Origin of the sequence: Hydrogenophaga sp. Root209 (genome assembly GCF_001428625.1) — a bacterium.
In the GTDB taxonomy this organism is placed as follows: Bacteria; Pseudomonadota; Gammaproteobacteria; order Burkholderiales; family Burkholderiaceae_C; genus Hydrogenophaga.
In genome coordinates, this window is record NZ_LMIE01000007.1 from 42486 (window position 1) to 68880 (window position 26395).

The window sequence follows — 26395 nt, forward strand, 5'->3', positions numbered from 1 at the left end:
CGGACTTCAGCGCGAAGCCATGAGCTTCGGCAGCCAGGTGACGAGGTCGGGGAAGGCGGCGCAGATCAGCAATCCGACGAACTGCAGGAAGAAGAAGGGAATGATTCCCCGGTAGACCGCGCCCATGCCGATGTGCTTGGGCAGCGTGCCCTTGATGTAGAACAGCGTGTAGCCGAAGGGCGGACTGATGTAGCCCATCTGGATGGTGATGGCGTAGAGCACGCCGAACCAGATCTCGTCGAAGCCGAGCAGGCGCACGATGGGCAGGAACACCGGCACCGTGAGCAGGATGATGCCGAGCTCGTCGAGCACCGTGCCCAGGAAGATCAGCAGCAGCATCATGGCCGCCAGGATCCACCAGCGGTTGACCTCCATGCCCTTGATGAATTCGAGCAGGGTGTCCGCGCCGCCGAGGCCGGTGAAGATCGCCACATAGGCTTTGGCGCCCAGCGTGATCCACAGGATCATCGACGTGGCCTTGAGCGTGTCCACACCGGCCTGGCTCAGCATGGGCAGGTTCAGCTTGCGTTTGAACAGGGCCGGGATGATGGCGCCGGCCACGCCCACGGCCGCCGACTCGGTAGGCGTGGCGATGCCGAAGAAGATGGAGCCCAGGATGAGCGCGATCAACAGGCTGGGGAACACCAGCGCCTTCAGCGCCACCAGCTTGTCGCGCCACGGCGCCTGCCGTGTGCTCGGGTCCAGCGGCACCCATTCGGGTTTGAGCCAGCCGACCACGATGATGTAGCCGATGTAGAGCACGGCCAGGATGAGGCCGGGCACGAGCCCGGCAATCAGCATCTGGCCGATGGAGACCTGCGCCGTCACGGCATAGACGATGGTCAGCACCGACGGTGGGATGAGGATGCCCAGCGTGCCCGACGCACAGATGGTGCCCAGCGCGAGTTCGGGCTTGTAGCCGCGTCGCAGCATCTCGGGCAGCGCCAGGATGCCCATGGCCGTGACGGCCGCGCCGACCACGCCGGTCATGGCCGCCATGACCACGCAGATGATCACGGTGCCGATGGCCAGGCCGCCGCGCAGGCGGCCGAACCACAGCTCCATCGCCTTGTACAAGTCCTCGATCACGCCCGAGCGTTGCAGGATGCAGGCCATGAGGATGAACAGCGGGATCGCCAGCAGCGCTTCCGATTTCATGGTGTCGTAGATCTGCAGTACCAGCACGATGACCGCGCTGGGCTCCCACAGCGTGACGATGAAGAGCAATGACAGGCCGCCGAGCACGAAGGCGATCGGCAGGCCGCTGAGCATGAACAGCGTGAGGCTGCCGAACATCAGCAGCAGGATGGTGTTTGGGCTCATGGGTGCGTCACCTCCACGGCCGACGGTTCCACGTCGGTTCGGAAGAACACGCGGCACAGCTCCACCACCGCCTGCAGCAGCATGAGCACCAATGCCATCGGCACCACCGCCTTGGCCGGCCAGATGGGCGGGTTCCAGGCCGAGAAGCTGGTCTCGCGGTACTGCCACGCGCTCCAGGCCGATGGCCAGCTGAAATAGATGAGGATGGCGCAGAACAGGATGATCACGGGGAAGTTGACCAGGTCCATGCGGCGCTGCCACGCCGGGTTCAAGCGTTGGCGAACCAGGTCCAGCGTGACATGGCCGCGCAGGTGCAACAGGTAGGGGCCGCCCAGCAGGAAATACGGGCCGAACAGCAGCACCGCGAGCTCCATGGCCCACACGGTGGGGTCGTTGAAAAGGTAGCGGCGCACCACCTCGTACAACATGACGGGCACGACGATGGCCATGAGCCAGACGGTGACGTGAAAGATGGCGCGGTTCAGGCGCGTGACGGCCGAGGTGGCCGCCGACAACCAGGCGGGCATACCGAATTCCTTGAAGGGCGAACGAGAGCCCCCCACGCCACCGGCAGGCAGCGCGGGGCGCGTGCGATCAGGCCAGCAGGCCGAGTTCCTTCATGAAGGCAATCTGGCTGTCCAGGATCTTGCCGGCCAGGGCATCTCCCTTGGTGGCGGCGCGCCAGGCTTCGATGGCCTTGGGCCGCGCGGCGGCCACGTCGGCCGCGCTGAAGCGGATGATCTCGCAGCCCTTGGCCTGGTACTTCGCGAGCACCGCGGCGTCGTTGACCACGATGCGCTGGCGCAGCGAGCCCGACACCTCGCGCGCGGCCACCACCAGCGCGGCCTTGAACTCGGCGGGCAGCTTGTCGTGCGCGGCGCGGTTGGCCACGTAGGCGGTGGCGGTGGTGGGCTGGTGGAAGCCCGGCACGATCACGAACTTGGCCACCTCGGCCAGACCGGCTTCGAAATTGGCGGTGAGGTCCCCGCGGTCGGCCATGTCGATCACGCCTTTGTCGAGCGCGGAATACACCTCACCCGTGGGCAAGGGCGTCACGGCCACGCCGAAGGCGCCCATGACCGAGGACGCCAGACCCACGAAGCGGCCCTTCTTGCCCTGCAGGTCGGCGATCTTGCGGATCGGCACCTTGGAGTGCAGAGGCTCCTGGCCATACACGGTGGGGGCGATGTAGTGCAGGCCCGCCGGTGCATAGGCCTGGCGCGCCATCTCCAGGCCGCCCTTCTCGTAGAACCAGGCCTCGTATTCGTCGCTCTCGGCGAAACCGAAGGGGATCGTGCTGGTGAAGGCGAACGACGGGATCTTGCCGGCTTCATAGCCGTCGAAGGTCTTCATCATTTCAAAGGCGCCACCGCGCACCGCATCGAAGGCCTGGGCGGCCGGCACGATCTGGCCGGCGGCGAACAGGTTGATCTTGAAGCGTCCGCCGGTGAGTTCGGCCACGCGGGCCACGAAATGCTCCTCGAACTTCTGCGGTGTGGTGCCACCGTCCCACAGCGCCTGCATGCGCCAGGTCACGGTGGCCTGGGCGCTGGCCAGTTTCGGGGCGGCCAGGCCTGCGACGGCGGCCCCGGCCAGGGCGGATTTGAGCATCGCGCGCCGCGCAACGGTTTTCTGGGTCATGTCTTGTCTCCAATCGATCTGGTTGTGCATCCCGCAGGTTGGGCGGGCAGTGGGCGTCACCGGCGAGGGCAACGACGGGCAAAGTGTATCGATGGGAATCACCTCAAAAGGGTACAGTTTGGTGACGGACAGAAAAACCGTACCCCTCGTTTGATGGAGACAGCGCCTTGCAGAACCGCCCGCCCTTCTCTGACGCCGATGCCTCGCCCGACACCAAGGTGGAAGCGCTGGTGAAGCGCATCGCGCAGGCCATCGACCACGACCTGTTGCCCGCGGGCACGCGGCTGCGCTCCGTGCGCGACTGCGCCGACAAGGAGGGCGTCTCGCGCAATACCGTGGTGGAGGCCTACAACCGGCTGATCGCGCGTGGCTACGCCGAGTCGAGGCCGGGCTCGGGCTACTTCGCGCGCAAGGCCACGGGCTCGCGCGCTCAGGCGCCGGCGGCGCACCTGAGCGAGGCGGTGGACGTGGTCTCGCTGTTGCGCGAACAACTGGAGCAACATTACGAAGTGCGCGTGGGCGATGGCCGGCCCCCGGCCACGTGGATGGAAGGCTCGGAGCTGGGCCGCCATCTGCGCGGCGTGCGCTCCAACACCTGGAACCAGCTTGAACACGGCTACGGCACGCCCTGGGGTTACCTGCCACTGCGCCAGACCATCGCGCGCCTCCTGCATGAGCGATCGATCCAGGCCGACGCGCGACAAGTGCTCCTGACGCAGGGCGCCAACCACGCGCTGGACCTGATCGTCAGGCAGCTCTTGCGGCCGGGCGACGTGGTGCTGGTGGACTCGCCGGGCTACTACCCGCTCTTTGGCAAGCTCAAGCTGGCCGAGGTGACCATGGTGGGCGTGCCGCGCCTGCCCGACGGGCCTGACCTGGAGGCGTTGCACGCGCTGGCGGCGGCACACCGGCCCAAGGTGTTCTTCACGCAATCGCTCGCGCACAACCCCACCGGGGGTTCGCTCTCGCTGGCCAAGGCGCACCGGCTGCTGCAACTCGCCGCACAACACGACATCCAGATCGTGGAGGACGATCCGTTTGCAGATCTCATGCCGGCCAGTGCGCCACGCCTCTCGGCGCTGGATCAGCTCGACCGCGTGATCTACGTGAGCAGCTTTTCCAAGACGCTCTCAGCCGGCCTGCGCGTGGGCTTCATGGCCGGGCCCAGCGCGATCATCAACGACTTGTGCGACCTCAAGATGGTGACGCTGGTCTCCACCTCGGATTTTGTCGAACGCGTGGTCAGCCAGCTCATCGACGGGGGTCAGTACCGTCGGCACCTCACACGGCTCAAGGCGCGTCTCCATGTCGCGCAACGCCTTTCGTTGCCGGCCATGGAACGTGCCGGCCTGCGGCTGCTTTCACCCTACACAGGGGGCTACTACGTGTGGGCCGAGTTGCCGGGTGGTGAAACGGAAATCGACCTGGTGCGCCGCGCCGCCGCCGAAGGCATCTTCGTCTCGCCAGGCTCTGTCTTTTTTCCGGACCGCCATTCCGCACGTCCGTGCATGCGTGTGAACATCGCCTACGCCAGTGACGAACGCTTCCTGCGCCTGTTTCAAACCGGCTGAGGATTCGCATGCCACGGGCAGCTATCGCTGGTGTTCAGTACGTCAGCGGCCCAGGAACCTGGGCTGACGTTTCTCCAGAAAGGCAGAACAACCCTCGTGTGCATCGTCGCTTTCCAGGACCAGGCTGATGGTGGCCATCTCGTGAGCGAGTGCGGAGCTCAGCGGCATGTCCGCGCCATGAAGCATGCTGCTCTTGAGCAGCCGCAGTGCCCAGGGTGATTTGTCTGCGATGCGGTTCGCCAAGGCCATGCTTTCGTTCATCAGGTCCGACCGAGGCACCGCCCGGTTGACCAGCCCCAGTTGAACGGCCTCGGCGGCAGAGATGAAATCGCCGGTGAACATGAGCATCTTGGCTTGGCACAAGGGGATCTGGCGCATCAGGCGCTGCGAGCCACCACCGCCTGGAAACAGGCCCAACTTGATTTCCGGCAGACCCAGCTTGGCGTCGTCTGCCATGAGCCTGATGTCGGTGGTCAACAGGAATTCAGCGCCCCCACCCAAGGCCCAGCCGTTGACCGCTGCGATGGTGGGCTTGGCACTTTCCTCGAACCGGCGGAACACCCGGTGCAGCACCACGGCAAATTCCTGGTAATGCGCCAGGCCTCGGCGGCTGTTGAGGTCGGCGATGTTCCCCCCCGCGATGAACGTGCGTTCGTCGCAGCCCGTGATCACGATCACCCGCACGGCGGGGTCGGCCTCCAGTTGATCGAGTGCTTCCTCCATGGCCAGCACCATGGGGACGTCCAGCGTGTTCATGGTCTTCGGGCGGTTGAAGGTCATCACGCCGACCGCGCCTTCGGTGCGGGTCAACACATGGGGTTCGGTCATGTGGGTTTCCTCGGTATTGGCCAGGGGGCTCATGTCCCGGGCGGCTTGTCGCGTTTTTTCAGATGCCTGAGGTCGATCACCCCAGGGGCGGTTCGCGGGTCCACAACGTCAGCAAACAGCTGGTGCTTCTGCACCTTCTGCGTGCTGGTGGTGGGAATTTCCTGGCTGAAGAACAGCCAGCCCGGTGTCTTGAAATAGGACAGCAGGCTGTTGCAATGTTCAAACAACCCCTGCACCAGCGGATCATTTGGGTCTGGGCGGGCCGCATACCCTGGTTTGAGAACGACACACGCCAGGACCTCTTCCTCACGCACCTCGTCCTTGACCGCCAGCACGGCCGCCTGAGCCACCGCAGGGTGGGCCTGCAGCGCGGCCTCGACCTCGGCTGCGGCGATGTTCTCGCCTGAGCGCCGGATGATGTTCTTGCGCCGCTCCAGAAAGTGCAGCAACCCGTCCGGATCGCGCACCACGATGTCGCCGGTGTGGAACCAGCCACCACGCCAGGCTTCTTCCGTTGCAGCGTCGTCGTGCAGGTAACCGCTGAACGCATCCTTGCGCGGGGTGGCCGCCGAGTGGCGCACCAGCAGTTCCCCCGGCGTGCCGTCGGGCAGGTCGTCGCCTGCGTCGCTGGCCACGCGCACCTCCAGCCCGGGCTGGGCGCGTCCGATCGCCCGTGTGCCCACCTGTCGGGGCTCCTCGGCATCGAAGATGGCACGGACGTATTCCGTCATGCCCCAGATTTCGATGAGGGGATAGCCAAAGCGCTGTTCAAACGCCGCATGGCGTTGAGGGTCCACCCCGGCACCGATGGCAAAACGCACCCGGTGGTTGCGCTCCAGGGCATGCGACGGCTGGTTGAGCAACATGGGGACCACCACGCCCAGGTAGTGCACGACAGTGGCTTGTGATTCGTGGACCTCGTTGAACCAGCGCGACGGCTGGAAACGGTCCGTCTGCACCTGGCAGTTGCCCTTGAGGAGTGCGCAGTAAAAGGAGAACACCGATGCATTGACGTGGAACACCGGCAATGGGTTGTAGATGCGTTCGCAGGCTTCACCGAATGCGATGAGACCCCCGCGCGTGGCATACCAGCGCCCGGCCGCCAGTTCGTAGCGGTGGGACAGCAGACATCCCTTGGGTCGCCCGGTGGTGCCCGACGTGTAGAGCACGCTGGCCACCGAGGCGGCCTCGACCACGGTGGAGGTGGCGGGTTGCCGGGCGCGGGGCAGTGGAAGATCGGCTTCCTGCAGTGTCACCACGGCGGGCCTTTGGCTGCCGAGTGACAGCGCCTGCTGCAACAGAGGCAGCAGATGGTCCAGCACCACCACCAGATCGAGTTGGGCATGCCCGACCACATAGGCCATTTCCTGCGGTCGGTGATCGGGGTTGAGGGGCACGCAGCACACCCCCAATGCGTTCATCGCCAGCTTGTGCAGGAAATGCTCCAGCCGGTTTTCCAGCAGCATTCCGACACGGTGCCCGACGCCGTAGCCTGCACTGGCATAACGCTCCATCAGGCTGCGCACCATGGTGGCCGTCTGGGCATAGGTCCACTCCAGGCCCTGGGGTGCGCTGGCCCGGGCAGGGTTGGCGGGTGCCGCCAGAAAAAGCTGGTCTCCATACCGAAGCGCTGCTTCGAAGAAGACCTCGCCCACCGTGGACGTTTCGCGTATCTCAATCATGGAGCGTTGTTCCTGCAAGAAGGGGGGCTGCCCGTCAAAGTCGCAAGACGCCGTAGCCTTCCTGGCCAAAAGGCGCGTTGAGAGAGGCGATGATGGCCATGCCCAGAGCATTGCGCGTGTCCACCGGGTCGAGGATGCCGTCGTCCCACATCTCTGAGGTTGAGTGGTAGGCGTCGCTCTCGGCCTGGAAGCTTTCCAGCACCGGTTGGCGGATTTCGGCGATCTGCTCTTCGCTGAGGTGTTCGCCGTGGCGCTGCAGTTGGCGGATCTTGACGTCGGCCAGCGTGTTGGCCGCCTGCTCGGCGCCCATCACCGCGATCTGTGACTGCGGCCACATCCACAGGAAGCGGCCATCGAACGCGCGCCCGCACATGCCGTAGTTGCCTGCACCGAACGAGCCGCCGACGATGACGGTGAACTTGGGCACCGTGCAGCCGACCTGGGTCATGATCATTTTGGCGCCATCTTTGGTGATGCCGCGCTCCTCGTACTCGCGCCCCACCATGTAGCCGGTGATGTTCTGCAGAAAGACCAGCGGTGTCCGGTCGCGGTCGCACAGGCGCATGAAGTGCGCGGCCTTGAGCGAGCTGTCGTTGAACAGCACGCCGTTGTTCGCCAGGATGCCGACCTTGCAGCCCCAGATGCGCGCAAAGCCGCAGACCAGCGTGGTGCCGTAGCCCGGTTGATATTCGTGGAAGTGACTACCGTCCACGATGCGGGCGATCACCTCGCGCATGTCGAAGCCGGTTTTCCAGTCGGTGGGAATGATGCCGTAGAGCTCTTTCGGGTCGTAGTGCGGCGCCTCGGGCTCAATGCGGTCGATGCGCTGCTTTTGCACCGGCGTGGTCTGGGCAAAGATGTCGCGCGCAATGGCAAACGCATGCGGCTCGTCATCGGCCGCGTAATCGCAGGTACCGGAGACGGTGGTGTGCATGTCGGCGCCGCCCAGGGCCTCGGCGCTGACCACCTCGCCGGTGGCCGCCTTCACCAGAGGCGGGCCACCCAGGAACACGCCACCGTTGCCGCGCACGATGACGCTGTAGTCGCACAGTGCGGGAATGTAGGCGCCACCCGCCGTGCAATGCCCCAGCACCACGGCGATCTGCGGCACGCCCATCTTGGACAACGTGCACTGGTTGCGAAAGATGCGCCCGGCCGTGTAGCGGTCGGGAAACAGATCGGCCTGCAGCGGCAGGAAACCACCAGCGCTGTCGCACAGGTGAATCACGGGCAGGCGGTTCTCGATCGCGATGTCCAGCGTGCGCACGATCTTCTTGACCGACAGCGGGTACCAGGCGCCGCCCTTGATGCTGGGGTCATCCGCGTGGATGACGACCTCGCGGCCGTGCACGATGCCGATGCCCGAGACCTGGCCGGCGCCGTGCACGTCACCGCCATACGACTTGTTGGCGGCCAGGGCACCAATCTCCAGAAACGGTGTGCCCGGGTCGAGCAGCAGTTCCAGGCGCTCGCGCACGGTGAGCTTCTTGTGTTTGTGCAGGCGGTCGATGTCGCGCTGCGGCCGCACGTTGCGAGCCTGGTTCAGGCGTTCGTGCAATTGCTCGACGCGCTGCGCCATGGCGGCGTGGTTCTGGCGGTAGCTGTCCGAGCCTGTGTCCAGGCGGCTGTTGATGCGGCTCATGCCGGTGTCTCCTCAGGTCGCACGCGGGCCAGCACGGCGCCACGCTGAAAGGTCTGGCCGGGCTGGAAGGGCAAGTCCTCCAGCGTGCCGCTCTGGGGCGCTTCGATGGTCATCTGCAACTTCATGCTCTCGATCACCAACAGGGCATCACCGGCCTGCACGCGGCTGCCGGGCTCGGCCAGCCAACCCACCACCACACCGGGCATGGGAGCGCTGGAGGTGCCTTGGGCCACCGCGCCGCTGGCGGCGGCGCTGCGCGTGGGGTCCACCCGCTCGATGACGCAGCTGCGCCCGTTCAACTGCAGGTACACCTCGTCACCGTGGGTCACCACGCGCAGGTGGGCGGGACGCGCGCCGATCAGCGTGGTGTAGTGGGTTGGATCGAGGGCACGAACCGGTGACGCGGTGCCATCGACATGGAGGGAGTTTCCGTGTTTGAGCACCTGGTGGCGCCGGCCGGGGTCGGATCGGAAGACGTAACTTGTCATGGGTTGTCCGGATGTGGAGGTAGGCGTCGGGATCAGTTGTGCCAGGCGCCCATGGCCGCAAAAACGGCGGGTATGTCGCTGGCATGGCTCTCGCGGCTGGCGGCAGCGGCCACGGCCAACAGGGCGCGTCGTTCGTCCTCGCTCCAGTCGCGCGGACGCAACTCGGCCTTGTGACGCTCCAGGAACCCGGTATCGGTGGCGCCGGCCTGGAAGGCCGGGTGGGCCAGCACTCGGCCCAGAAAATCGGTGTTCACGGTCACGCCCAGCATCAGCGTGTCCTGCAGCGCCTGGCGCAGCCGGGCGATCGCCAGCTCCCGCGTGGCGCCATGGGCGATCAGCTTGGCCAGCATGGAGTCGAAGTCGGCGCCGACACGCGCGCCCTGGGTCACGCCATTGTCGAAACGGATGCCGGGCCCCTGCGGCTCGCCCAGCAGCAGCACCTGGCCGGTGTCGGGCACAAAGCCCGCGTCGGCGTCTTCGGCCAGCACGCGGCACTCGATGGCGCTGCCCTGCCAGCGCACCTCGTCCTGGCACAACGGCAGCGGTTCGCCTTGCGCCACGCGCAGCTGCCACTCGACCAGATCCAGACCCGTCACCATCTCGGTGACCGGATGCTCCACCTGCAGCCGCGTGTTCATTTCAAGGAAATAGAACTCGCCCGTGGGCGCGACAATGCATTCCACCGTGCCGGCATTGATGTAACCGGCCGCACTGGCCAGTCGCACTGCGGCGTCGCAAATGCGCTGGCGCAGCTCGGGTGCCAGCGTGGGCGCCGGGCTTTCCTCGATCAGCTTCTGGAAGCGCCGCTGGATCGAGCACTCGCGTTCGCCCAGGTGAATGAGTTGGCCCTGGGTGTCGCCAAACACCTGCACTTCAATGTGTCGGGGTTGCTCGACAAACCGCTCGGCCAGCAGACGCCCGTCGCCGAAGTAGCGCTGGCTCTCGGCGCGGGCGGTAGCGATGGCCTGGTGCAGGGCGGCGGCTTCGCGCACGATCTGCATGCCCTTGCCGCCACCGCCGGCCGCGCCCTTGATCAACAGCGGAAAGCCGATGGCCGCCGCGCGCTCGGCGAAGTGCTGCGGGTCTTCGGCCTCGTCGGCCGATGGCGTGACCGGCACGTCGTGGCGCTGGGCAAACTGGCGTGCGGTGATCTTGTCGCCCATGAGCTCGATGACATGGGCGGGCGGGCCCACGAAGGTGAGCCCCGCCTCCGTCACCGCACGCGCAAACCCGGCGTTCTCGGACAGAAATCCGTAGCCCGGATGAATGGCGTCGCAGCCGCTGGCGATGGCGGCCTGGATCAGCGCCGGACCGTCGAGCCATGCCGACACAGGTGGCTCGCCGTGCAGTTCGATCGTCTCGTCGGCCACGGACAGCGCCGGACCGTGGCGGTCTTTGGCGTGCCAGGGCACGACGGTGGAGATCCCCATCCGTCTGGCGGTGCGCACGATCCGCAGCGCGATCTCGGCGCGGTTGGCGATGAACAGCTTGCGTATGGTCATGTTGGCTTTTTCCTGCGGGAGCGGGCCGGTGCGGCGCCGGCCTTGTCGGTGAAAGAAGGGTTCGGCGCGGCGGGCGCGGCCATCACCGCTTGTTCGATCTGGTCCAGACGCTCACGCACCTCGTCGAGCACCTGGCCGATGTGGCTGCGCGCCGACGACGCCACCACCGGCGAATGCGCGCGGCCGTCGGGCAACAGCGGGCCCAGCACCATGGCGGTGTAACGATCGGCCATGGTTTCGACGTCGACCGTGCCCCGGCCGAACAGCGTGCCCCACATGCGGTGCTCGATGCCACCGTAGACCATGGAACGCAGCAACTCGACATCGGTGTCGGCACTGAGCTCACCGTCCGCGATGGCGTCCTGCACGGTGCGCAGAAGGAAGGCGGTGTAGCGCACGTGCAGGTCGTGCAGCACCGACTGGAAATACTCGGGACCGGTCCGCACTTCGTGCAACACCAGCCGCGAAAGATTGGGCTCTTCCACATAGACGCGCAGGTGGCGCCAGATCAGGAAGCGCATGCGGCTGCGCACGCCGTGCAGCCGGGAGAACTTGTCTTCGAGGTCGGCGATCAGCGGCTCGTACATGCCGCGCAGCACCGCATTGAGGAGCTCCCGCTTGGACGGGTAGTAGGTGTAGACCAGGCCCTCGACCACGCCCACCCTGGACGCGATCTCGCTGACGGAAGAGCGGTCGAAACCTTTCTCCAGGAACACATCGCGCGCGGCTTCCAGGATCTCGGCGGCGCGGCGCATGCGCCTGGGTGTCTGCGGGCCGACCGGCTGGGCGTAGTCGGCGGGTGCGGCGCCGGTATCGATGGCGGTGGTGCGGGCTTTGAGGGTCATGGCAGTGTGTCCAATACAGCAGAGGGGATCTCGACCTCCAGGTCGAGCAACATCTGTGCAAACGCCTTGCCCTGGGGGTCGTAGCGCAAAGATGCCACACCGCCGCCGCCCAACGCCCGTTCCATCACGAAATTCAGCGCGAGCAGACCCGGGAGTTCGTAGCGCGTCACGGGGCCCAGGGCCACGTGGGAGAAATAGTCTGCGACCACTTCGGCGCCCAGCACCCGCAGCAGTTCCGCATAAGCCGCTGGACTGCGCGCGATGATGCCAACGTTGGAGCTGTCACCTTTGTCGCCGCTGCGTCCGTGGGCCAGGCGCAGCAGGGGCACACGGACCGTGGGGCCGGCCGGTGCCGCGGCGGATGTCCGATGGCTGTCTGGCGCCGATGCCCTCCCGTTGTCTTGTGCGGCCAGCGGGCGGGGTGTGAAGGCCAGGGGCTGGCCGTCCAGCGACACCCTGGGCGCCACCCGCGCCTGTGCCACCAGAAACGAAAACAGCCTGACCACCGGCGAGGGGCTGGGTCGGCCTGCGGCAAAACCCGTGATGCCCTGCGCCATGGCCGTGGCCGACGGGGCGATCTCGCGCGCCAGCAGCTCCAGGGCCTCGCGCTGCGGGTGTTTGGCGGCCAGCTTGAGCACCACCTCGCGGCTGTGCCCGGTGCGTGCGTGGGGTCCGTAGGTGGACTCGGCGCCCAACACCTCCAGACTGGTCTCGGTGAAGCCGGGCAGACCACGTTCGTCCAGCAGTCGGGTGCAGCGCTGAAGGATGGACTCACCCACCCGGCTGGCCTTGGCCGCCGCCTGGTGGCCGCCGATCATCAACGTGCCCAACAGGCGCCAGCCATCGTTCCACGTGGCGCTGACCTTGTAGCTGGCCGGCGCCGGTGTGCCGCGTGCGCCGCTGACCCGCACACGGTCCACGCCCTCCTGCGCCAGGCGCACGTCGCTGAAGTCGCACACCACGTCGGGCAGCAAATAGCGCCGGGGGTCGGCGATCTCGTAGACGATTTGCTCGCCCACGGTGCCGGGCACGACCAGGCCGCCGGTGCCCGGTGGCTTGGTGATGACAACGCTGCGGCCGTCGGCTGCGCACTCGGCGATGGGAAAGCCCATGTTGTCCCAGCCGGGCACGGATTGCCAGTCGGTGAACAGGCCGCCGGTGCACTGGGTGCCACATTCGATGATGTGTCCCGCGAGGCTGCCGGTGGCCAGTTTGTCCCAGTCGTTCCAGTCCCAGCCGAATTCATGCACCAGCGGACCCAGCGTGACCGCGCTGTCCACGACCCGGCCAGTGATGACGATCTGTGCGCCCGCGTCCAGCGCCGCGGCAATGGGCTGTGCACCCAGGTAGGCGTTGACGCTGAGGAACCGCGCGGGCATGGGCTCGCCGCTGAACATCTCGCGGGTGTCCTCGGCCCGCAAGGCCTCCACCTGGTCGGTGAGGTCGTCGCCCTCGACCACGGCGATGTGCATGGTGATGCCCTGCGCCTGCAATGCTGTGGCCAGGGCGCTGGCGCAGGCCTGCGGGTTGACGCCACCGGCGTTGGCCACCACGCGAATGCCTTGCGCCTGGATCCGGGGGGCCAGCTGGGCGATGACTTTCACGAAGTCGGGCGCGTAGCCGGCCTCGGGCGACTTGGCACGGGCGCGTGCCAGCAGCGACATGGTGATTTCGGCCAGGTAGTCGAACACGAGGTAGTCGATCTGCCCGTGCTGCACCAGCTGGGCAGCGCCCGCTTCGGAGTCGCCCCAGAAGCCGCTGGCGCAGCCGATGCGAAGTGCGCGATCCCGGTGGGTGCGTGGTGTGGCGGTCATGTCGCTTGTTTAACGGTTGGTCCAGACGGGGGCGCGTTTCTCGGTGAAGGCCCGCATGCCTTCCTTGCAGTCTTCGCTTTGCGACATCACGGGCAGCACCATCTGCGCCAGGTTGAGCGCGTCGTTGAAGGCCAGCCCGCTCATGGCTGCGAACGCGCGCCGACCCATGCGCAAGGCCACCGGCGAATTGGCGGCCAGTTTGATCACCAGCGTATCAATGGCGGCGTCGAGTTCGGCGGCCGGTACCACCTGGCCCAGGATGTCCAGCTCAAGCGCTTTCTCGGCCGGGAAACGTTCGGCGAGAAAACACATCTCCTGCAGGCGCCGGCGCGGGATCACGCGCATCAGGAGCGGCAGGATCATCATGGGAAAGACGCCCACACGCGCTTCGGTCGTGCCAAAACGCGCGCTGTCCACACCGATGGCGAAGTCGCAGGCGCAAATCAGGCCCACACCGCCGCCGAAGGCGCTGCCGTTGACGCGCGCGATGATGGGCAGATGGCAGCGGTCCATGGCGCGGAACAGTTCGGCAATCGGGTTGTCGAAACGACCCGGTTCCAGTGCGAAGGGAGATCCGTCGGCGCCCGGCTTGAGCTTGCCACCGGCGCAGAAGGTCTGCTCGCCGGCACCGGTCAGCACGATGGCGCGCACGCCATCCATGGCTTCGGCGGCCAGAAGAGCGTGGCGCAGTTCGTCCATGACGGCATCGGTCATGGTGTTGTGTTCGGCGGCGCGGTTGATGGTGATGTGGCAGGCCAGGCCGCGGCGCTCCACCAACACTTGCGGGGTCGTTGCGCTCACTGGAGTACCTTCGCCCTGCGGGCTGCGGTGCGAGCTTGCTTGGGAACGGCCCGGCGCTGTGCTCAAGGGTTTTCTCCTTCGGTGGGTTGAGAAAAGGCCTGCGGTGGCTGGTAGAGCGGGAAGCCGTTGTAGGTGAAGTCCTGTCGGGCAGGCTCCAGCTTCCAGGTGTGGCGTGCGGTGGGCACGCCGCCGTCCACACGGATGACCGCGCCACTGATGAAGCCGGCTGCGGGCGACAGCAGGTAGGTCACCGCAGACGCCAGTTCGGCCTCGGTGCCGAAGCGCTGCAGCGGCACCTTGGTGCGCAGTCCGCGCAGCAGTTCCTGGTAGGTGTCGTCGTAGGTGTCGATGCCTGCTGATGCGATCCAGCCCGGCGCCACGGCATTGACGCGCACACCGGCGCAGCCCCATTCGCAGGCCGCCGTTTCGGTGAAGGTGAGCACGCCACCACGCGCGGCGCCCGAGTGCCCCATGCCTGGCAGGCCGCCCCAGATGTCGGCCAGCATGTTGACGATGCTGCCGCCGTGCTGCTCCATCCACTGCACATAGCACTCACGCGAGAACAGGAAGGTGCCGTGCAGGTTGTTGCGCACCACCACGTCCCAGCCCTTGAGACTGATGTCGCGCAGGGCGGCCGGGTACTGGCCGCCCGCGCAGTTGAACAGGCCGTGGATCGCACCGTGTGCGGCGAGGATGTCGGTCACCGTTTGCTGCACCGCCGCTTCCTCGCGGATGTCGCAGCTGTGCAGCGAGATGCGTCCGGTGGCCTCGGGGTAGGCCGCCGTCAGCTCGGCCGCCACAACCTCCAGCTTCTCGCGCTTGCGCCCGACCAGCGCCAAGCCCGCGCCCAGGCTGGCCAGCTCGTGCGCGGCGCAGCGGCCCAGGCCACTGCCACCGCCGGTGACGACGATGGTCTGGCCTTCGAAGAGACCGGGCCGAAACACCGAGCGGTAGCGCTCGGCGTTGGCCGATGAAGGTGGTGTTGCTTGCGACATGGCGGTGGGTGCGATCAGTAGCTGATGAAATCCGTGACGGACTTGACCGTGGCGTTCTTCGGGTCGGTCTGGAACAGCTTGATCGGAAGCACCGCCTGTGCCTTGGCGTTGTCGAAGGACACCGGACCGGTGAGGCCACCGGTGTCGAAGTTCTTGAGCTTGTTGAGCTGGTCGACCACGCAGGTCCGGGTAACCGTGGCGCCGCAGCGGCGGATGCCTTCGGCGAGCACCACGGTGCCGACATAGCCACTGACGGTGTAGCGGTTGAAGTTGGCGTGATCGTCTGCGCTCAGGTACTGCTTGGCCGTCTCCATCAGCTTCATGCCGGCGGGGTCGTAGTTGGATGCGTAGTAGTCGGGTATCAGGTACTCGAAGCCCGATGGCGCAGCCAGCTTGACGGCGGCAGGCAACTGACCAGCCCAGAGCGTGCCGATCAGCGGCGTCATCCCCAGGCGGCGGAACTCGCTCATGATGGCGGCGGACTCGGTGGTCAGTGTTCCCAGGTAGACGGCCGTGACGCCTTTCTCCCGCAGGTTGAGCACCTCGGCTGAGAAGTCCTTGGCGCCGCGCTTGAACGGGATCTCGGCCACGCTGGCCACGCCATGCTGTTTCACCGCTTTCTGGTAGCCGGCCAGCAGCGCTTTGCCGAAGTCGTCGTCCTGATAAAGGATGCCGAACTTGCCGTTCTTCTGACCCATCTTCTCGACCATGTGGTTGATGGGAACGAAGCCGGCCCAGTCGTAGTCGGGGCCGATCATGAAGACCGTGGGTCGGCGCGGATTGACCACCGCCGGGTTGGGGGCCATGTGCACGATGGTGGGAATCTTGGCTTCTTCAATGGTGGGCAACATGGCCACCATGTGCGAGCTGCCGGTGGTGCCGGTCAACGCGAACACCTTGTCGGAGTCGATCAGCTTCTTCACTGCCGAGACCGAGCGCGCCGGCACGTAGCCGTCGTCCTCGTAGATGGCGCGCAGTTTGCGGCCGTTGATGCCGCCCTTGGCATTGATCTCGGCGATGGCCAGCTTGGAGCCGGCGGCACCGGCCTTGCCGATCAGGGAGGCCGGACCGGACATCGGCTGTACTTCGCCGAGCAGGATTTCAGTGGCGGTCACGCCCACGTCCTGGGCGCCGGCCACGCCGGCACCGATGGCCAGGCCCAGCATCGAACAACGGCTCAGGCGCCGCGTCCACCTCAGAATCGAATCACCTTGCATTTCTGTCTCCTCTTGTGAATCGGCCGGGCCGGGGAATTCCGGCTTCGTGCCACGCTGCCAATGTCCCCGTCCCGATCATTGGGACAGGGGCCAATGCACCCAGAAGCGCTTGACCTTGCGCCAGATACCCGCCAGACCCTCGGGCTCGAGCCGCAGGAAGAGCAGGATCACCACGCCATACATCAATCCCTTGATTTCGTAGATGCGATCGGACATCAGGGTGGTGAAGCGGTCGCCTGCGAGCGAGAAGCCGAAGTTCAGGAGTTCGGGCAGCAACAAGATCAGCGCCGTGCCGAGCAAGGCACCGTGCACCCGGCCCATGCCGCCGACGATGATCATGGCCAGGGCCTCGATGCTGATCAGGATGCTGAAGGTGTCCACGTTGATGTAGCGCGTCTGCAGGGCCACCAGTGCGCCGGCCACACCGGTGTAGAAGGCGCTGACCATGAAGGCCAGCAGCTTGTAGTGCATCAGGTTGATGCCCATGGCCCGCGCAGCGATGTCGTGGTCCCGCACCGCCAGCCAGGCCCGGCCGATGCGCGAGCGCATGAGGTTGAGCGTGAGCAGCACGAACAGCACCAGCATGGCCAGCGCCACATAAAAGAAAGGCTGGTCGCTTTTGACTTCATATCCCACGAGCACCAGTGGATTCACCGCCATGCCTTCCGAGCCCCGCGTGATGTCTTCCGCAAACAGCACCAGGTGGCGCACGATGAAGGTGAAGGCCAAGGTGGTGATGGCGAGGTACAGGCCCTTGAGGCGCAGCGAGGGAACACCGACGACCAGGCTGGCAATGGCCGCCACCGCACCGGAGGCGAAGATGGCCAGCCAGGCCGGGAAGTGGTAGTCGGTGGTCAGGACAGCCTGCGCGTAGGCACCGATCAGCAGAAAGCCCGCATGACCCAGCGAGATCTGTCCGGTCACGCCGGTCAGCAGGTTCAGACCCAGCACGCCGATGGCCATGACAAAGATGACCGACAGGATGCCCAGGCCGTGCGAACCGAGCACCAGCGGTGCGCACGCCATCAGCAGCAAGCCGGCGATCGCCCACAGCCAGGTGCTGCGGTGGGGTGTGAGTGCAACGAGATCGGCGTAAGACGTTTTGTAGGTTCGGGTACGCATCAGACACGCTCGATTTCTCGTTGGCCAAAGAGGCCGTAGGGTTTCACCATCAGCACAACAATGATCAAGACGAAGCCTGCGATTTCCTTGAGGCCGCGCCCCAGGTAGCCACCGGCCATGTTCTCCACCACGCCGATCACCAGGCCGCCGAAGGCACCGCCCACCACCGAATCCAGGCCACCCAGAATGGTGGCCGGGAAGCCGCGCAAACCCATCTGGGAAATCTCGGGCTCCAGCGCGAACATGAGGCAGAACGACAGGCCCGCCACCGCCGCGAACAGCGAGGACAGCGCCCAGGCGATGCCGCTGATGCGCTTGACATTGATGCCCATGAGCAGGGCCGTGGTCTCGTTGTTGGAGGTAGCGCGCATCGCGATACCGACGCGCGAGTGGCGGAAGAAGGCCCACATCAGCAGGCACAACAGCGCCAGCATCACCAGAGAAAAGATCTGCCCGGGGTACAGCGCCAGTTCGCCCAGTCGGATCACTTCGTCGCCCAGCGGCCGCGGATAAGGTTTGGGCTCCACACCCCAGATCAGGATCACGGTCGACCGGATCACGACCGCCACACCGATGGTGACCATCACGCGAGAGAACATCGGTTCGCCCAGCATCGGCCGGATGAACACGCGCTCGATCAGCAGGCCCAGCAACATGGCCGTGGGCAGGGTGGTGGCCAGCAGGCCGAAAAATCCCATGCCCGGGATCTGGGCGAGGTTGAAGCTGATGTAGGCGGTCAGCATCATCACCTCGCCCACGGCGAAGTTCACCATGCCGGTGGCGCGGTAAACCATGGCGAAGCCCATGGCGATCAGGCCATAGAGAGAGCCGATGACCAGTCCCGACATCAGGAGGTTGAGGAAGTAGTTCATGGGCGAGCCTCCGTGCCGTAGATCTGGGCGATTTCAGCGGCGAACTTTTTCTCGATCACATTGCGGCGCACCTTCATGGTGGCGGTGAGCTCGCCGTCGTCGTGGTCGAGCTGCTTGCGCAAGATGACGAACTTGCGGATGTTCTCGACCCGCGAAAAACGTTCGTTGACGCGCTTCACGTCGGCGTCGACCAGTTCGCGCACAGGGTCCAGCGCTGCCAGCGACTCGTAGGTGGTGTACGCCATGCCACGCTCCTGCGCCCACTTGCCCACCGTGTCCAGGTCGATCTGGATCAGCGCGGCCAGGAAATGACGCCCGTCGCCCAGCAGCACGGCTTCGCTGATGTAGACGCTGTCCTTGAGGGCGTTTTCTATCAGTGAGGGGGTGATGTTCTTGCCACCGCTGGTGATGAGGATGGCCTTCTTGCGATCCAGAATCTGCACCTCGTTGTTCTCGGGATCGATCTCGACGATGTCGCCGGTGTGCAGCCAGCCGCCTTCCAGCGTCTTGGCGCTGGCGGCCTCGTCGTACAGGTAGCCGTTGAACACCACCGGGCCGCGCACCAGCAGTTCACCGTCGTCGCCCAGGCGCTGCTCCACCACACGCGGCAGCGGCGGTCCGCACCAGCCCAGGCGGGCGTGGCCACGGCATTGCGCGTGGGTGACGCCGCTGCTCTCGGTCATGCCGTAGATCTGATAGATGGGGACACCCATGGCACGGAAAAAGAGGATCACCGCCGGTGAGATGGCGGCGCCTCCGGTCATCGCCATCCAGGTGCGGTCAAGACCCACCGAAGCCAGCAGGTTGCTGAACACCAGCCAGCGCAGCAGGCGAGCGGTGGCGGCATCGCGCCAGTTGACGGGACGGTCCCCGTTGGCAATCGTGCGCTCCGCGATGGGCAGCGCCATGGCCATGGCGCGCTCGAACACGTGGCGCACCCAGGGGCGGGCTTCGCGCGAGGCGATCACGATCTGCTGCTGCAGCTTCTCCCAGATGCGCGGCACACCAAAGAAGAAGCCCGGGCCGACCTCGCGCAGGTTTTGTGTCACCGCGTCGATGGATTCCGCGAAATACACCACCGAGCCGTACACCAGTTGCGCCACCGGCGACATCAGGCGTTCGGCCACGTGGCACAGGGGCAGGTAGCACACCACCTCCAGCGGCCGACCAGCATAGCCCTGCACCTGGCCCACCAGGGCGGCGTTGTGGATGATGCCCCGGTGCGCGATGCGCGCCCCCTTGGGCATGCCGGTGGTGCCCGATGTGTAGACGATGAGCGCGTCCTGCTCGGGCTTCACGGCACTGATCTGTTGATCCAGGGCATCGCGCTGCGCTGGGTCGGCGGCCAGTTGTCGACCCTCGGCCAGCGCGACCTCGAAGGGCCGCAGGCAGGCTTCGTCGTAGTGCCGCATGCCCTTGGTGTCCACGGTCAGCACGTGTTTGAGGTCGGGCAGGCCGTCGCCGTTGCGCATGGCGTCCAGGACCTTGTCGGTCTGCTCCTGGTCGCCGCAGACGGCGAACCCGGCGCGGCAGTGACGCACGATGTATTGCAGCTCGGGCCAGGGGTTGGTCGGGTAGATGCCCACCGTCACGCCACCCAGCGATTGCGCCGCCAGGTCGGCGTAAAACCATTCGGGTGAACCATCGGAGGCGATCACCAGCTTGTCGCCCACGCCGAAGCCCTGAGCACGCAGGTAGAGGGCGAACGCCTGCACCTTCTCGAAGTACTCAGCCCAGGTGATGCCTTGCCAGATGCCACGCACTTTCTCACGCAGGGCGATGCGATCGGGCGTCTGGCGCGCGCGGTGGCGCAGCAGGCCAGGCAGGGTGGCTTGCCCTGCCAGCACCCCCGGGGGCAGTTCGCGGTCGGCGATGGCCGAGTCGGGGCGGCTCATACCGGCGTTCTCGCAGCAGGGCCTTCGGTCAGGCCCAGATAGGCAGAGACCACGGCGGGATTGGCCGACACGTCGGCCGGCGTGCCTTCGGCGATCTTGCGACCGAAGTTGAGCACCGTCACGTGGTCGGAAATGTCCATGACGATGCCCATGTCGTGCTCGATCATCATCACGGTGATGCCGCGTTCCTCTCGGATGTCGAGGATGAACCGCGCGATGTCTTCGGTCTCCTCCTGGTTCATGCCCGAGACCATTTCGTCCAGCAACAGCAGACGCGGGCGCATGGCCAGCGCCCGACCCAGTTCGACCCGCTTTTGCAAGCCGTAGGACAAGGTGCCCACGGGCACGTCCCGGATGGTCTCGATTTCGAGGAACTCGACGATTTCTTCGGCGGCTTCGCGCGCCGCGATTTCAGCCCGGCGGGCCGCCCCCCAGAACAGGGCCGCGCCCAGGATGCCGGTGCTCAGTTGCGCGTGCATGCCGGTCAGGATGTTGTTGATCACGGACTCGTGCTTGAACACCGCCAGGTTCTGGAAGGTACGGGCCATGCCCCGCGCCGACAACGCGTGGGCCGGCAGGCCGGTGATGTCCTCGCCCTGAAAGCGGATGCGCCCCGTGGTGGGATGCAGCAGGCAAGAGGCCATGTTGAACAGCGTGGTCTTGCCCGCGCCGTTGGGGCCGATGACGCTGTAGATCTGGCCGGGCAACACCGTCAGGTCGATGCCGGCGAGGGCATCGAGACCGCCAAAGCGTTTGGAGACGCCCGTCATCTCCAACATGGCTGGGCTCGTGCCGTTCATGACAACCACCTTTTGCGACGCTTGTAGTGTTTGACGTCCCGCATGCTGCGCCGCGTGTCGCTGCCGGCGCCCATGCCCAGATAGAACTCCTTGACGTCGTCGTTGGCGAGCAGTTTGGCGGGCTCACCGTCGAGCACCACACGACCCCGCTCCATGATGTAGCCGTAGTTGGCCACCGAAAGCGCCAGCTGTGCGTTCTGCTCCACCAGCAGCACGGTCACGCCCTGCTCGTCGCGCAACCGGCGCACGGCATCAAAGATCTCCGCAATGATTTGTGGCGCAAGCCCCAGCGACGGCTCGTCCAGCAGCAGCAGGCGCGGGCGCGACATCAGCGCCCGGCCAATGGCGACCATTTGTTGCTGCCCTCCCGAGAGGTAGCCCGAGACGCGGCTGCGGTGCTGCTTGACGGCGGGAAACAGTTCGAACACCTGGTCCAGCCCGGCGCTGACTTCACCGGCGGGACGCGAGTAGCCACCCATCAGCAGGTTCTCCTCCACGGTCAGCTTGTCGAACAGGCGGCGCCCTTCGGGCACCTGCACGATGCCGCGGCGCACGATCTCGTGGGGCGCAAAGCCGGTGAGCGACACGCCCTCGTGGGTGATGGTGCCCCCCACGACCTCGCCGTCCTCGGGATACAGCACACCGCAGATGGACTTGAGCACGGTGGACTTGCCCGCGCCGTTGCTGCCCAGCAGCGCCACGATCTGCCCGGACCGCACTTCCAGCGAGGTGTCTCGCAAGGCCTCGACGGCGCGGTCATAAAAGACCTGTAGGTTGGTGATGGTCAACATGCTTGGGTGTGTCGAAGTTGACGGATTCTAGGAAGTGCCCGCCTCTGCAGTCAATAAAAATGAGTGGCACTCAAACAATAAAAGGCGATTATTGCGTTGCAGCATATGAAAATACGGGACTTAGTTCGTTGATATTTATAGACAAATGACTTCTCGTTGGTGTTTTCCCTAACGAAAAAATGCTTTCTTGGTGTCAAAATTGAAGTGTCACTCAAATAAATGGGTGGCCTTCAGGTTGCCTTGCGTGCAACCCCCCCATTCATCCCTTGCAGGAGCGCCAGTGAACCCCGCCACCTCCGTTGAAACCTTGTTCTCCGGTCTTTCAGAAGACGAGCAGGCCATCCTCGATCAGGCCGACCGTTTTGCCCGTGAGCAGCTCTACCCCTTGTCCGAGCGCATGGACCGCGAAGAGTGGTGGCCGGGCGATGTGTTCGCGCGCATTGGCGAGACCGGGTACTTCGGCATCCCGGTGCCCGAATCGCTGGGTGGCGCCGGCATGGACCTGTTCACCAGCGGTCTGGTGCTGCAAGCCTTCTCGCGCTGGAACCACGCGCTGGCCCTGAGCTGGGTGGCGCATGAGAACCTGTGTCTCTACAACATCTTCCGCAACGCCAACGACGAGCAGCGCCAGCGCTATGTGCCCGGCCTGTGCAGCGGCAAGCTGACCGGTGCCCTGGGCCTGACCGAACCCGGTGCGGGCTCGGACGCGCTGGGCGCCATGGCCACGACCGCAACCCGCGACGGTGACGACTACCTTCTCAACGGCCGCAAGATCTACATCACCAACGGCCCGGTGGCCGACGTGCTGCTGGTCTATGCCAAGACCGACAAGGCGCGGGGCGCTAAAGGCATATCGGCCTTCATCGTCGAAAAAGACATGCCGGGTTTCAGCGTGGCGCAGAAGCTGATCAAGATGGGTTTTCGCGGCAGCCAGACCGGCGAGCTGCTGTTCGACAACTGTCGCGTGCCCGCGCGCAACCTGGTAGGTGGACTCGACGAGGGTGTGAAGGTGGTCATGAGCGGGCTGGACCTGGAGCGCGCCATGATTTCGCCCATTTGCCTGGGCATCGCCGAGCGGGCACTGGAGCTGTCGCTGGACTACGCCCGCACGCGGGTGCAGTTTGGCAAACCCATCGGCGATTTCCAGATGATCCGATCCAAGCTGGCCGACATGTACGTGTGGGTCGAGTCCATGCGCCTGTTCACCTACCAGGCCTTGCGCGCAGCCAACCAGATGGAGATCGGCGGCGGCGGGCGCGGCAGCATCCACAAGATCACCGCCGCCTCGGTGATGTACACGGCGGAGACCATGAACAAGGTCCTCAACGAGGCGGTGCAGATTCACGGCGGCACCGGCTACATCTGGGAATCCGAAGTCAACCGTTTGTACCGCGCCATCAAGCTGCTGGAGATTGGCGCGGGCACCACCGAGGTGCGCAAGATCATCATCAGCGAGGAAATGCTCCGCGGCTGACCGACAACGGCCTGGCATGAACGCGCTCATCGTCCACGCTCACCCTGAGCCCCATTCTTTCAACGCCGCGTTGCGCGATGCAGCGGTGGATTTGCTGCTTGAGCAAGGCCACGCGGTGGAAGTCTCGGACCTCTACGCGATGAACTTCAAACCGGTGGTTGACCGCGATGATTTTTTGACCTGCCGCGACGAGGAGCGGTTCAACGTGTCGCTCGAACAGCGCCATGCGCATCTCCACGGCGGGTTGGCCCCCGACATCCGCTCCGAGCTGGACCGGCTGCAGCGGGCCGACCTGCTGATCCTGCAGTTTCCGCTGTGGTGGTTCGGCATGCCCGCGATTCTCAAGGGCTGGATCGATCGTGTGTTTGTCTCTGGCGCCGTCTACGGTCGAAGCGCCATGTTCGAGCATGGCAAGTTGCGCGGGAAACGCGCCATGGTGTGCGTGACGACCGGCGCCCCCCCGCAAGCCTTTGGCCCAGGCTCACTCAATGGAGATGTGCTGGACCTGCTGGCGCCTCTCCACCGCGGGGTGCTGGCCTTCACCGGTATGTCCGTGTTGCCACCCTATGTGGCGTACCACGTGCCTTATGCGGGTGCCGAAGGCCGCGCCGGCATGTTGCACGGCTATCGGGAACACCTTCTTGGACTGGAGACCCTGGCGCCTTTGACCATGCCGCGAATGGCAGACCACCCCATGCCTCACGAGGACGGTGCGCGCCCTCGTGCGCAGTAGATCAACCCACGGAAAGTCGCCGATGACCCAGACCATCCGTTTGGAGCGCCCGAGCGCGGATCATGCCCGTCTCGTGCTGGCACGACCCGAACGCAAGAATGCCCTTCGCATCCAGGAACTCCAGGCACTGGCCCAGGCCACCGCTTCGCTGCGGCAAGACCCGCCCCGGGTCCTGAGCATCGTCGGAGAAGGCACGTCGTTCGGGGTTGGCGGTGACATCCGGTCCTTTGGCGATGCGCTGGATCAAGGTGCCATGGAGGCGTGGCTGCGAGAAGCCATTGGCTACTTCAACACAGCCATTGGTGGACTGCGGGCGCTGGACGCCGCCATCGTCGTGGGCATCCAGGGGCCCGTGGCCGGTGGCACCTTGGGCCTGGTCTGGGCCGGCGACCACGTGATCGCCGCAGACAACCTCAGCCTGAACCTGGCCTATGCCCGGCTGGGGGGCAGTCCGGATGGCGGCACGTCCTGGTTTCTTCCGCGCCTGGTCAATCACCTGCGAGCGTTTGAACTGTTCACATTGACGCCCACGCTCGACGCCCACCAGGCCTGCAGCTGGGGATTGGTGAACCACGTGGTGCCTGCCAGCGAATTGCTCGTCGCTGTCGACGCCGTTGTAACCCAGTGGCTTGCTGTGCCGCCGCAGTCGCTCAAGAACTTCAAGCGATTGTTGAAGGCGAGCGCTGGCAGCTCGCTGCAGAGTCAACTGCTGGAAGAAATCGAGTGCTTCGTACTGGCGGGTGATCAACCTGAATTTCTCGACAAAGTGAAGGCATTCCTTGGTTGAACCTCGCCCTTGCGGTCACCTCGACAACCGCAAGTTGATACCGAGCCGCATTCGACTCTCGGTGAACTTGCAGCACGTTTGCCACGTCACGCACGCAGTCCGCCACACCTTGAACTTCGGTCATTCGCCCAAGACAGAGCTGCCAATTGCAAGACCGAGCGTGCACTGCGGTCTCCTCAAGTTTCACTGCAAGGCCTTGAGTCTGGCCTGAATGTCGTCGGTGGCTGCATTGAGCCATTTGAGCAGCCTGGCATCTGTTTCCGTTTCGATGCGCGAACCGGAGCCCACGATCGCCAGGGCCCCCACACAGTCGCCATCGGCATTGAGGACGGGCACGGCCATCGCGCCCACCCCCGGCTGCAGCTCACCCAGTGACCGGTAGTAGCCACGGCGACGGATGTTCTTCAGGTAGGTGCGGAACTCGGCCCAGTCCCGCCCCATGCCGTTGGCGGCAATCTCATCGGCGTGTTGGGCGTGGATCTTGACCAGTGGACCGCGCTCCAGCCAGGCCAGCAGCACCTTGGGCGCACCTGAGCGGAACATGGGCCGGGGTCGGCCGCGCCCATAGGTCAGCACCAGATTCTCCGTGCCGTTCGCGCGGTGAATGTCGATCACGCGAGGGCCGGCATAGAGAACGCTGAGCACGAGGTCGTACCCGCTACGCTTGGCCGCCGCCATCATCGCCGGGGCGGAAGCCAGCAACACTGGATCGGTCTGGCGCAGCTGGTAGTCGAGCTCGATGATCCGCCCGCCCAGCGCATACCGTCCGACAGAGACCTTCTGAAGCATGCCGGCTTCCACCAGTTCCTTGACATAGCGGTAGCCGGTGGGGCGCGTGTACCCCAGTGCCGCATTGATTTCGTCGGGTTGCCATACCGGGCGCTCCTGTGTGAACAAGCCCAGGATTGCAAACACGTTGGAAGGACTGCTCATGCGCGGTGGACCAATGAAGAATGGTGGTCAGATTCTAGGTTGCGCTCATTCCACGCCCATGCGCCGAGCCATCTCGGCCCGCCATTCGGCGCGCGGCCTGAAGCCCGGCAACGACCTCGCGTGCGCTTCCAATCGTTGCATGAGCACAGCTTCGTCACCGAACAGATCGACCGGCACGCGCATCGGCTGCGAGACGTACCAGGGCAGATCGATGTAGAGCTCCAGGCGGTTGCCTTCGGGGTCGCGCACATAGATCGACACGGCATTGCCGTGCGTGACTGGCGTGATGTCGGCGGCGCCTTCGCGCTGCAGTGTCTGGTGCATGGCACGCAGGGTGGCCAGGCTGTCGGCCTTGAGCGATATCTGGTTGATGGGATTGAACCCCATGTCGGCAGGGCGACCGGTGATGAGCACGATCTGATGGTGTTCATCCGGGTCGCGGCTGAGGAACACAAGGTTCATCGGCCCATGGGGGCCAGGCAGTTCGCCGCGATCGGTGACGGTGAACTCGAGGATGCGTGTGTAGAAGTCTTCGAGCTGGGCGATGTTGGTCACGAACATGCCGAAGTGACTGAAGCTGAAGCCAGGTCTGCTCATGGTTTTCCCTCATGAAATGGGTGTTGACAGTCAAAATTGAAA

The 26395-nt window shown here is 65.3% G+C and carries 24 protein-coding genes; 4 read left to right on the forward strand and 20 right to left on the reverse strand.

Annotated features, from left to right (window positions below):
• Nucleotides 1-6: 6 nt before the first annotated feature.
• The 3 genes from ASE11_RS07660 to dctP form a co-directional block, all read right to left on the reverse strand.
• On the reverse strand, nucleotides 7-1323 hold the full coding sequence (locus ASE11_RS07660) for a TRAP transporter large permease (protein WP_056268886.1): 1317 nt from the start codon (nucleotides 1321-1323) through the stop codon (nucleotides 7-9).
• On the reverse strand, nucleotides 1320-1850 hold the full coding sequence (locus tag ASE11_RS07665) for a TRAP transporter small permease subunit (protein WP_056268888.1): 531 nt from the start codon (nucleotides 1848-1850) through the stop codon (nucleotides 1320-1322). The genes ASE11_RS07660 and ASE11_RS07665 overlap by 4 nt, the downstream gene beginning before the upstream one ends.
• 67 nt (nucleotides 1851-1917) lie before the next feature.
• Nucleotides 1918-2964, reverse strand: coding sequence for a TRAP transporter substrate-binding protein DctP (dctP, locus tag ASE11_RS07670; protein ID WP_056268890.1), 1047 nt, complete (start codon nucleotides 2962-2964; stop codon nucleotides 1918-1920).
• A gap of 167 nt (nucleotides 2965-3131) precedes the next feature.
• Here dctP and ASE11_RS07675 point away from each other — a divergent pair, with 167 nt between their 5' ends.
• Entirely contained in the window at nucleotides 3132-4535 is a 1404-nt protein-coding gene (locus tag ASE11_RS07675; RefSeq protein ID WP_082585597.1) for a PLP-dependent aminotransferase family protein, read from the forward strand.
• 42 nt (nucleotides 4536-4577) lie between these two features.
• Here ASE11_RS07675 and ASE11_RS07680 read toward each other — a convergent pair whose 3' ends face one another.
• The 15 genes from ASE11_RS07680 to ASE11_RS07750 form a co-directional block, all read right to left on the reverse strand.
• Nucleotides 4578-5363 carry an enoyl-CoA hydratase/isomerase family protein gene (locus ASE11_RS07680; RefSeq protein WP_056268892.1) on the reverse strand — a complete coding sequence of 262 codons (786 nt, stop codon included), beginning with the start codon at nucleotides 5361-5363 and terminating at the stop codon, nucleotides 4578-4580.
• A gap of 29 nt (nucleotides 5364-5392) precedes the next feature.
• Nucleotides 5393-7045, reverse strand: coding sequence for an AMP-binding protein (locus ASE11_RS07685; protein ID WP_056268894.1), 1653 nt, complete (start codon nucleotides 7043-7045; stop codon nucleotides 5393-5395).
• Nucleotides 7046-7079: 34 nt separating this feature from the next.
• On the reverse strand, nucleotides 7080-8687 hold the full coding sequence (locus ASE11_RS07690) for an acyl-CoA carboxylase subunit beta (protein ID WP_056268895.1): 1608 nt from the start codon (nucleotides 8685-8687) through the stop codon (nucleotides 7080-7082).
• A complete protein-coding gene (locus ASE11_RS07695) occupies nucleotides 8684-9175 on the reverse strand; it encodes an acetyl-CoA carboxylase biotin carboxyl carrier protein subunit (RefSeq protein ID WP_056268897.1) in 492 nt (163 codons plus the stop codon). The genes ASE11_RS07690 and ASE11_RS07695 overlap by 4 nt, the downstream gene beginning before the upstream one ends.
• 32 nt (nucleotides 9176-9207) lie before the next feature.
• Nucleotides 9208-10677 carry an acetyl/propionyl/methylcrotonyl-CoA carboxylase subunit alpha gene (locus ASE11_RS07700; protein ID WP_056268900.1) on the reverse strand — a complete coding sequence of 490 codons (1470 nt, stop codon included), beginning with the start codon at nucleotides 10675-10677 and terminating at the stop codon, nucleotides 9208-9210.
• Nucleotides 10674-11522, reverse strand: coding sequence for a TetR/AcrR family transcriptional regulator (locus tag ASE11_RS07705; RefSeq protein WP_056268903.1), 849 nt, complete (start codon nucleotides 11520-11522; stop codon nucleotides 10674-10676). Before ASE11_RS07705 ends, ASE11_RS07700 begins: the two co-directional genes overlap by 4 nt.
• Nucleotides 11519-13336, reverse strand: coding sequence for an acyclic terpene utilization AtuA family protein (locus ASE11_RS07710; RefSeq protein ID WP_056268904.1), 1818 nt, complete (start codon nucleotides 13334-13336; stop codon nucleotides 11519-11521). The genes ASE11_RS07705 and ASE11_RS07710 overlap by 4 nt, the downstream gene beginning before the upstream one ends.
• Before the next feature lie 9 nt (nucleotides 13337-13345).
• Complete coding sequence (locus ASE11_RS07715) at nucleotides 13346-14203, reverse strand: enoyl-CoA hydratase-related protein (RefSeq protein WP_200959326.1); 858 nt, start codon at nucleotides 14201-14203, stop codon at nucleotides 13346-13348.
• On the reverse strand, nucleotides 14200-15132 hold the full coding sequence (locus tag ASE11_RS07720) for an SDR family oxidoreductase (RefSeq protein ID WP_056268907.1): 933 nt from the start codon (nucleotides 15130-15132) through the stop codon (nucleotides 14200-14202). Before ASE11_RS07720 ends, ASE11_RS07715 begins: the two co-directional genes overlap by 4 nt.
• A 14-nt stretch (nucleotides 15133-15146) precedes the next feature.
• Nucleotides 15147-16349 (reverse strand): ABC transporter substrate-binding protein, encoded by a 1203-nt coding sequence (locus tag ASE11_RS07725; RefSeq protein WP_082585598.1) that lies wholly within the window; start codon nucleotides 16347-16349, stop codon nucleotides 15147-15149.
• Between the two features lie 75 nt (nucleotides 16350-16424).
• Nucleotides 16425-17471, reverse strand: a complete 1047-nt coding sequence (locus ASE11_RS07730) for a branched-chain amino acid ABC transporter permease (RefSeq protein ID WP_056268910.1) — start codon at nucleotides 17469-17471, stop codon at nucleotides 16425-16427.
• Nucleotides 17471-18343 (reverse strand): branched-chain amino acid ABC transporter permease, encoded by an 873-nt coding sequence (locus ASE11_RS07735; protein WP_056268912.1) that lies wholly within the window; start codon nucleotides 18341-18343, stop codon nucleotides 17471-17473. The genes ASE11_RS07730 and ASE11_RS07735 overlap by 1 nt, the downstream gene beginning before the upstream one ends.
• Entirely contained in the window at nucleotides 18340-20238 is a 1899-nt protein-coding gene (locus ASE11_RS07740; RefSeq protein WP_082585599.1) for an AMP-dependent synthetase/ligase, read from the reverse strand. The genes ASE11_RS07735 and ASE11_RS07740 overlap by 4 nt, the downstream gene beginning before the upstream one ends.
• A complete protein-coding gene (locus tag ASE11_RS07745) occupies nucleotides 20235-21038 on the reverse strand; it encodes an ABC transporter ATP-binding protein (protein ID WP_056268913.1) in 804 nt (267 codons plus the stop codon). Before ASE11_RS07745 ends, ASE11_RS07740 begins: the two co-directional genes overlap by 4 nt.
• Nucleotides 21035-21829, reverse strand: coding sequence for an ABC transporter ATP-binding protein (locus tag ASE11_RS07750; RefSeq protein ID WP_056268915.1), 795 nt, complete (start codon nucleotides 21827-21829; stop codon nucleotides 21035-21037). The genes ASE11_RS07745 and ASE11_RS07750 overlap by 4 nt, the downstream gene beginning before the upstream one ends.
• Nucleotides 21830-22109: 280 nt before the next feature.
• On the opposite strand from ASE11_RS07750, the gene ASE11_RS07755 reads away from it, so the two are divergent.
• From ASE11_RS07755 to ASE11_RS07765, 3 genes are read left to right on the forward strand one after another with little or no spacing between them, the layout of a single operon-like run.
• Nucleotides 22110-23303 carry an acyl-CoA dehydrogenase family protein gene (locus ASE11_RS07755; RefSeq protein WP_056268917.1) on the forward strand — a complete coding sequence of 398 codons (1194 nt, stop codon included), beginning with the start codon at nucleotides 22110-22112 and terminating at the stop codon, nucleotides 23301-23303.
• A 16-nt stretch (nucleotides 23304-23319) separates the two neighbouring features.
• Nucleotides 23320-24036 (forward strand): NAD(P)H-dependent oxidoreductase, encoded by a 717-nt coding sequence (locus ASE11_RS07760; RefSeq protein WP_056268919.1) that lies wholly within the window; start codon nucleotides 23320-23322, stop codon nucleotides 24034-24036.
• A gap of 22 nt (nucleotides 24037-24058) precedes the next feature.
• Complete coding sequence (locus tag ASE11_RS07765; RefSeq protein ID WP_056268921.1) at nucleotides 24059-24823, forward strand: enoyl-CoA hydratase/isomerase family protein; 765 nt, start codon at nucleotides 24059-24061, stop codon at nucleotides 24821-24823.
• Between the two features lie 183 nt (nucleotides 24824-25006).
• Here ASE11_RS07765 and ASE11_RS07770 read toward each other — a convergent pair whose 3' ends face one another.
• Both ASE11_RS07770 and ASE11_RS07775 read right to left on the reverse strand, forming a co-directional pair.
• Nucleotides 25007-25756 carry an IclR family transcriptional regulator gene (locus tag ASE11_RS07770; RefSeq protein WP_056268923.1) on the reverse strand — a complete coding sequence of 250 codons (750 nt, stop codon included), beginning with the start codon at nucleotides 25754-25756 and terminating at the stop codon, nucleotides 25007-25009.
• A 45-nt stretch (nucleotides 25757-25801) separates the two neighbouring features.
• Nucleotides 25802-26353 (reverse strand): VOC family protein, encoded by a 552-nt coding sequence (locus tag ASE11_RS07775; protein ID WP_056268925.1) that lies wholly within the window; start codon nucleotides 26351-26353, stop codon nucleotides 25802-25804.
• Between the last annotated feature and the right edge of the window lie 42 nt (nucleotides 26354-26395).

Coding starts and splice junctions, on each gene's coding strand:
- ASE11_RS07660 (WP_056268886.1), bottom strand. CDS start 1,323: ATGAGCCCAAACACCATCCTGCTGCTGATGTTCGGCAGCCTCACGCTG.
- ASE11_RS07665 (WP_056268888.1), bottom strand. CDS start 1,850: ATGCCCGCCTGGTTGTCGGCGGCCACCTCGGCCGTCACGCGCCTGAAC.
- dctP (WP_056268890.1), bottom strand. CDS start 2,964: ATGACCCAGAAAACCGTTGCGCGGCGCGCGATGCTCAAATCCGCCCTG.
- ASE11_RS07680 (WP_056268892.1), bottom strand. CDS start 5,363: ATGACCGAACCCCATGTGTTGACCCGCACCGAAGGCGCGGTCGGCGTG.
- ASE11_RS07685 (WP_056268894.1), bottom strand. CDS start 7,045: ATGATTGAGATACGCGAAACGTCCACGGTGGGCGAGGTCTTCTTCGAA.
- ASE11_RS07690 (WP_056268895.1), bottom strand. CDS start 8,687: ATGAGCCGCATCAACAGCCGCCTGGACACAGGCTCGGACAGCTACCGC.
- ASE11_RS07695 (WP_056268897.1), bottom strand. CDS start 9,175: ATGACAAGTTACGTCTTCCGATCCGACCCCGGCCGGCGCCACCAGGTG.
- ASE11_RS07700 (WP_056268900.1), bottom strand. CDS start 10,677: ATGACCATACGCAAGCTGTTCATCGCCAACCGCGCCGAGATCGCGCTG.
- ASE11_RS07705 (WP_056268903.1), bottom strand. CDS start 11,522: ATGACCCTCAAAGCCCGCACCACCGCCATCGATACCGGCGCCGCACCC.
- ASE11_RS07710 (WP_056268904.1), bottom strand. CDS start 13,336: ATGACCGCCACACCACGCACCCACCGGGATCGCGCACTTCGCATCGGC.
- ASE11_RS07720 (WP_056268907.1), bottom strand. CDS start 15,132: ATGTCGCAAGCAACACCACCTTCATCGGCCAACGCCGAGCGCTACCGC.
- ASE11_RS07725 (WP_082585598.1), bottom strand. CDS start 16,349: ATGCAAGGTGATTCGATTCTGAGGTGGACGCGGCGCCTGAGCCGTTGT.
- ASE11_RS07730 (WP_056268910.1), bottom strand. CDS start 17,471: ATGCGTACCCGAACCTACAAAACGTCTTACGCCGATCTCGTTGCACTC.
- ASE11_RS07735 (WP_056268912.1), bottom strand. CDS start 18,343: ATGAACTACTTCCTCAACCTCCTGATGTCGGGACTGGTCATCGGCTCT.
- ASE11_RS07740 (WP_082585599.1), bottom strand. CDS start 20,238: ATGAGCCGCCCCGACTCGGCCATCGCCGACCGCGAACTGCCCCCGGGG.
- ASE11_RS07745 (WP_056268913.1), bottom strand. CDS start 21,038: ATGAACGGCACGAGCCCAGCCATGTTGGAGATGACGGGCGTCTCCAAA.
- ASE11_RS07750 (WP_056268915.1), bottom strand. CDS start 21,829: ATGTTGACCATCACCAACCTACAGGTCTTTTATGACCGCGCCGTCGAG.
- ASE11_RS07760 (WP_056268919.1), top strand. CDS start 23,320: ATGAACGCGCTCATCGTCCACGCTCACCCTGAGCCCCATTCTTTCAAC.
- ASE11_RS07765 (WP_056268921.1), top strand. CDS start 24,059: ATGACCCAGACCATCCGTTTGGAGCGCCCGAGCGCGGATCATGCCCGT.
- ASE11_RS07770 (WP_056268923.1), bottom strand. CDS start 25,756: ATGAGCAGTCCTTCCAACGTGTTTGCAATCCTGGGCTTGTTCACACAG.
- ASE11_RS07775 (WP_056268925.1), bottom strand. CDS start 26,353: ATGAGCAGACCTGGCTTCAGCTTCAGTCACTTCGGCATGTTCGTGACC.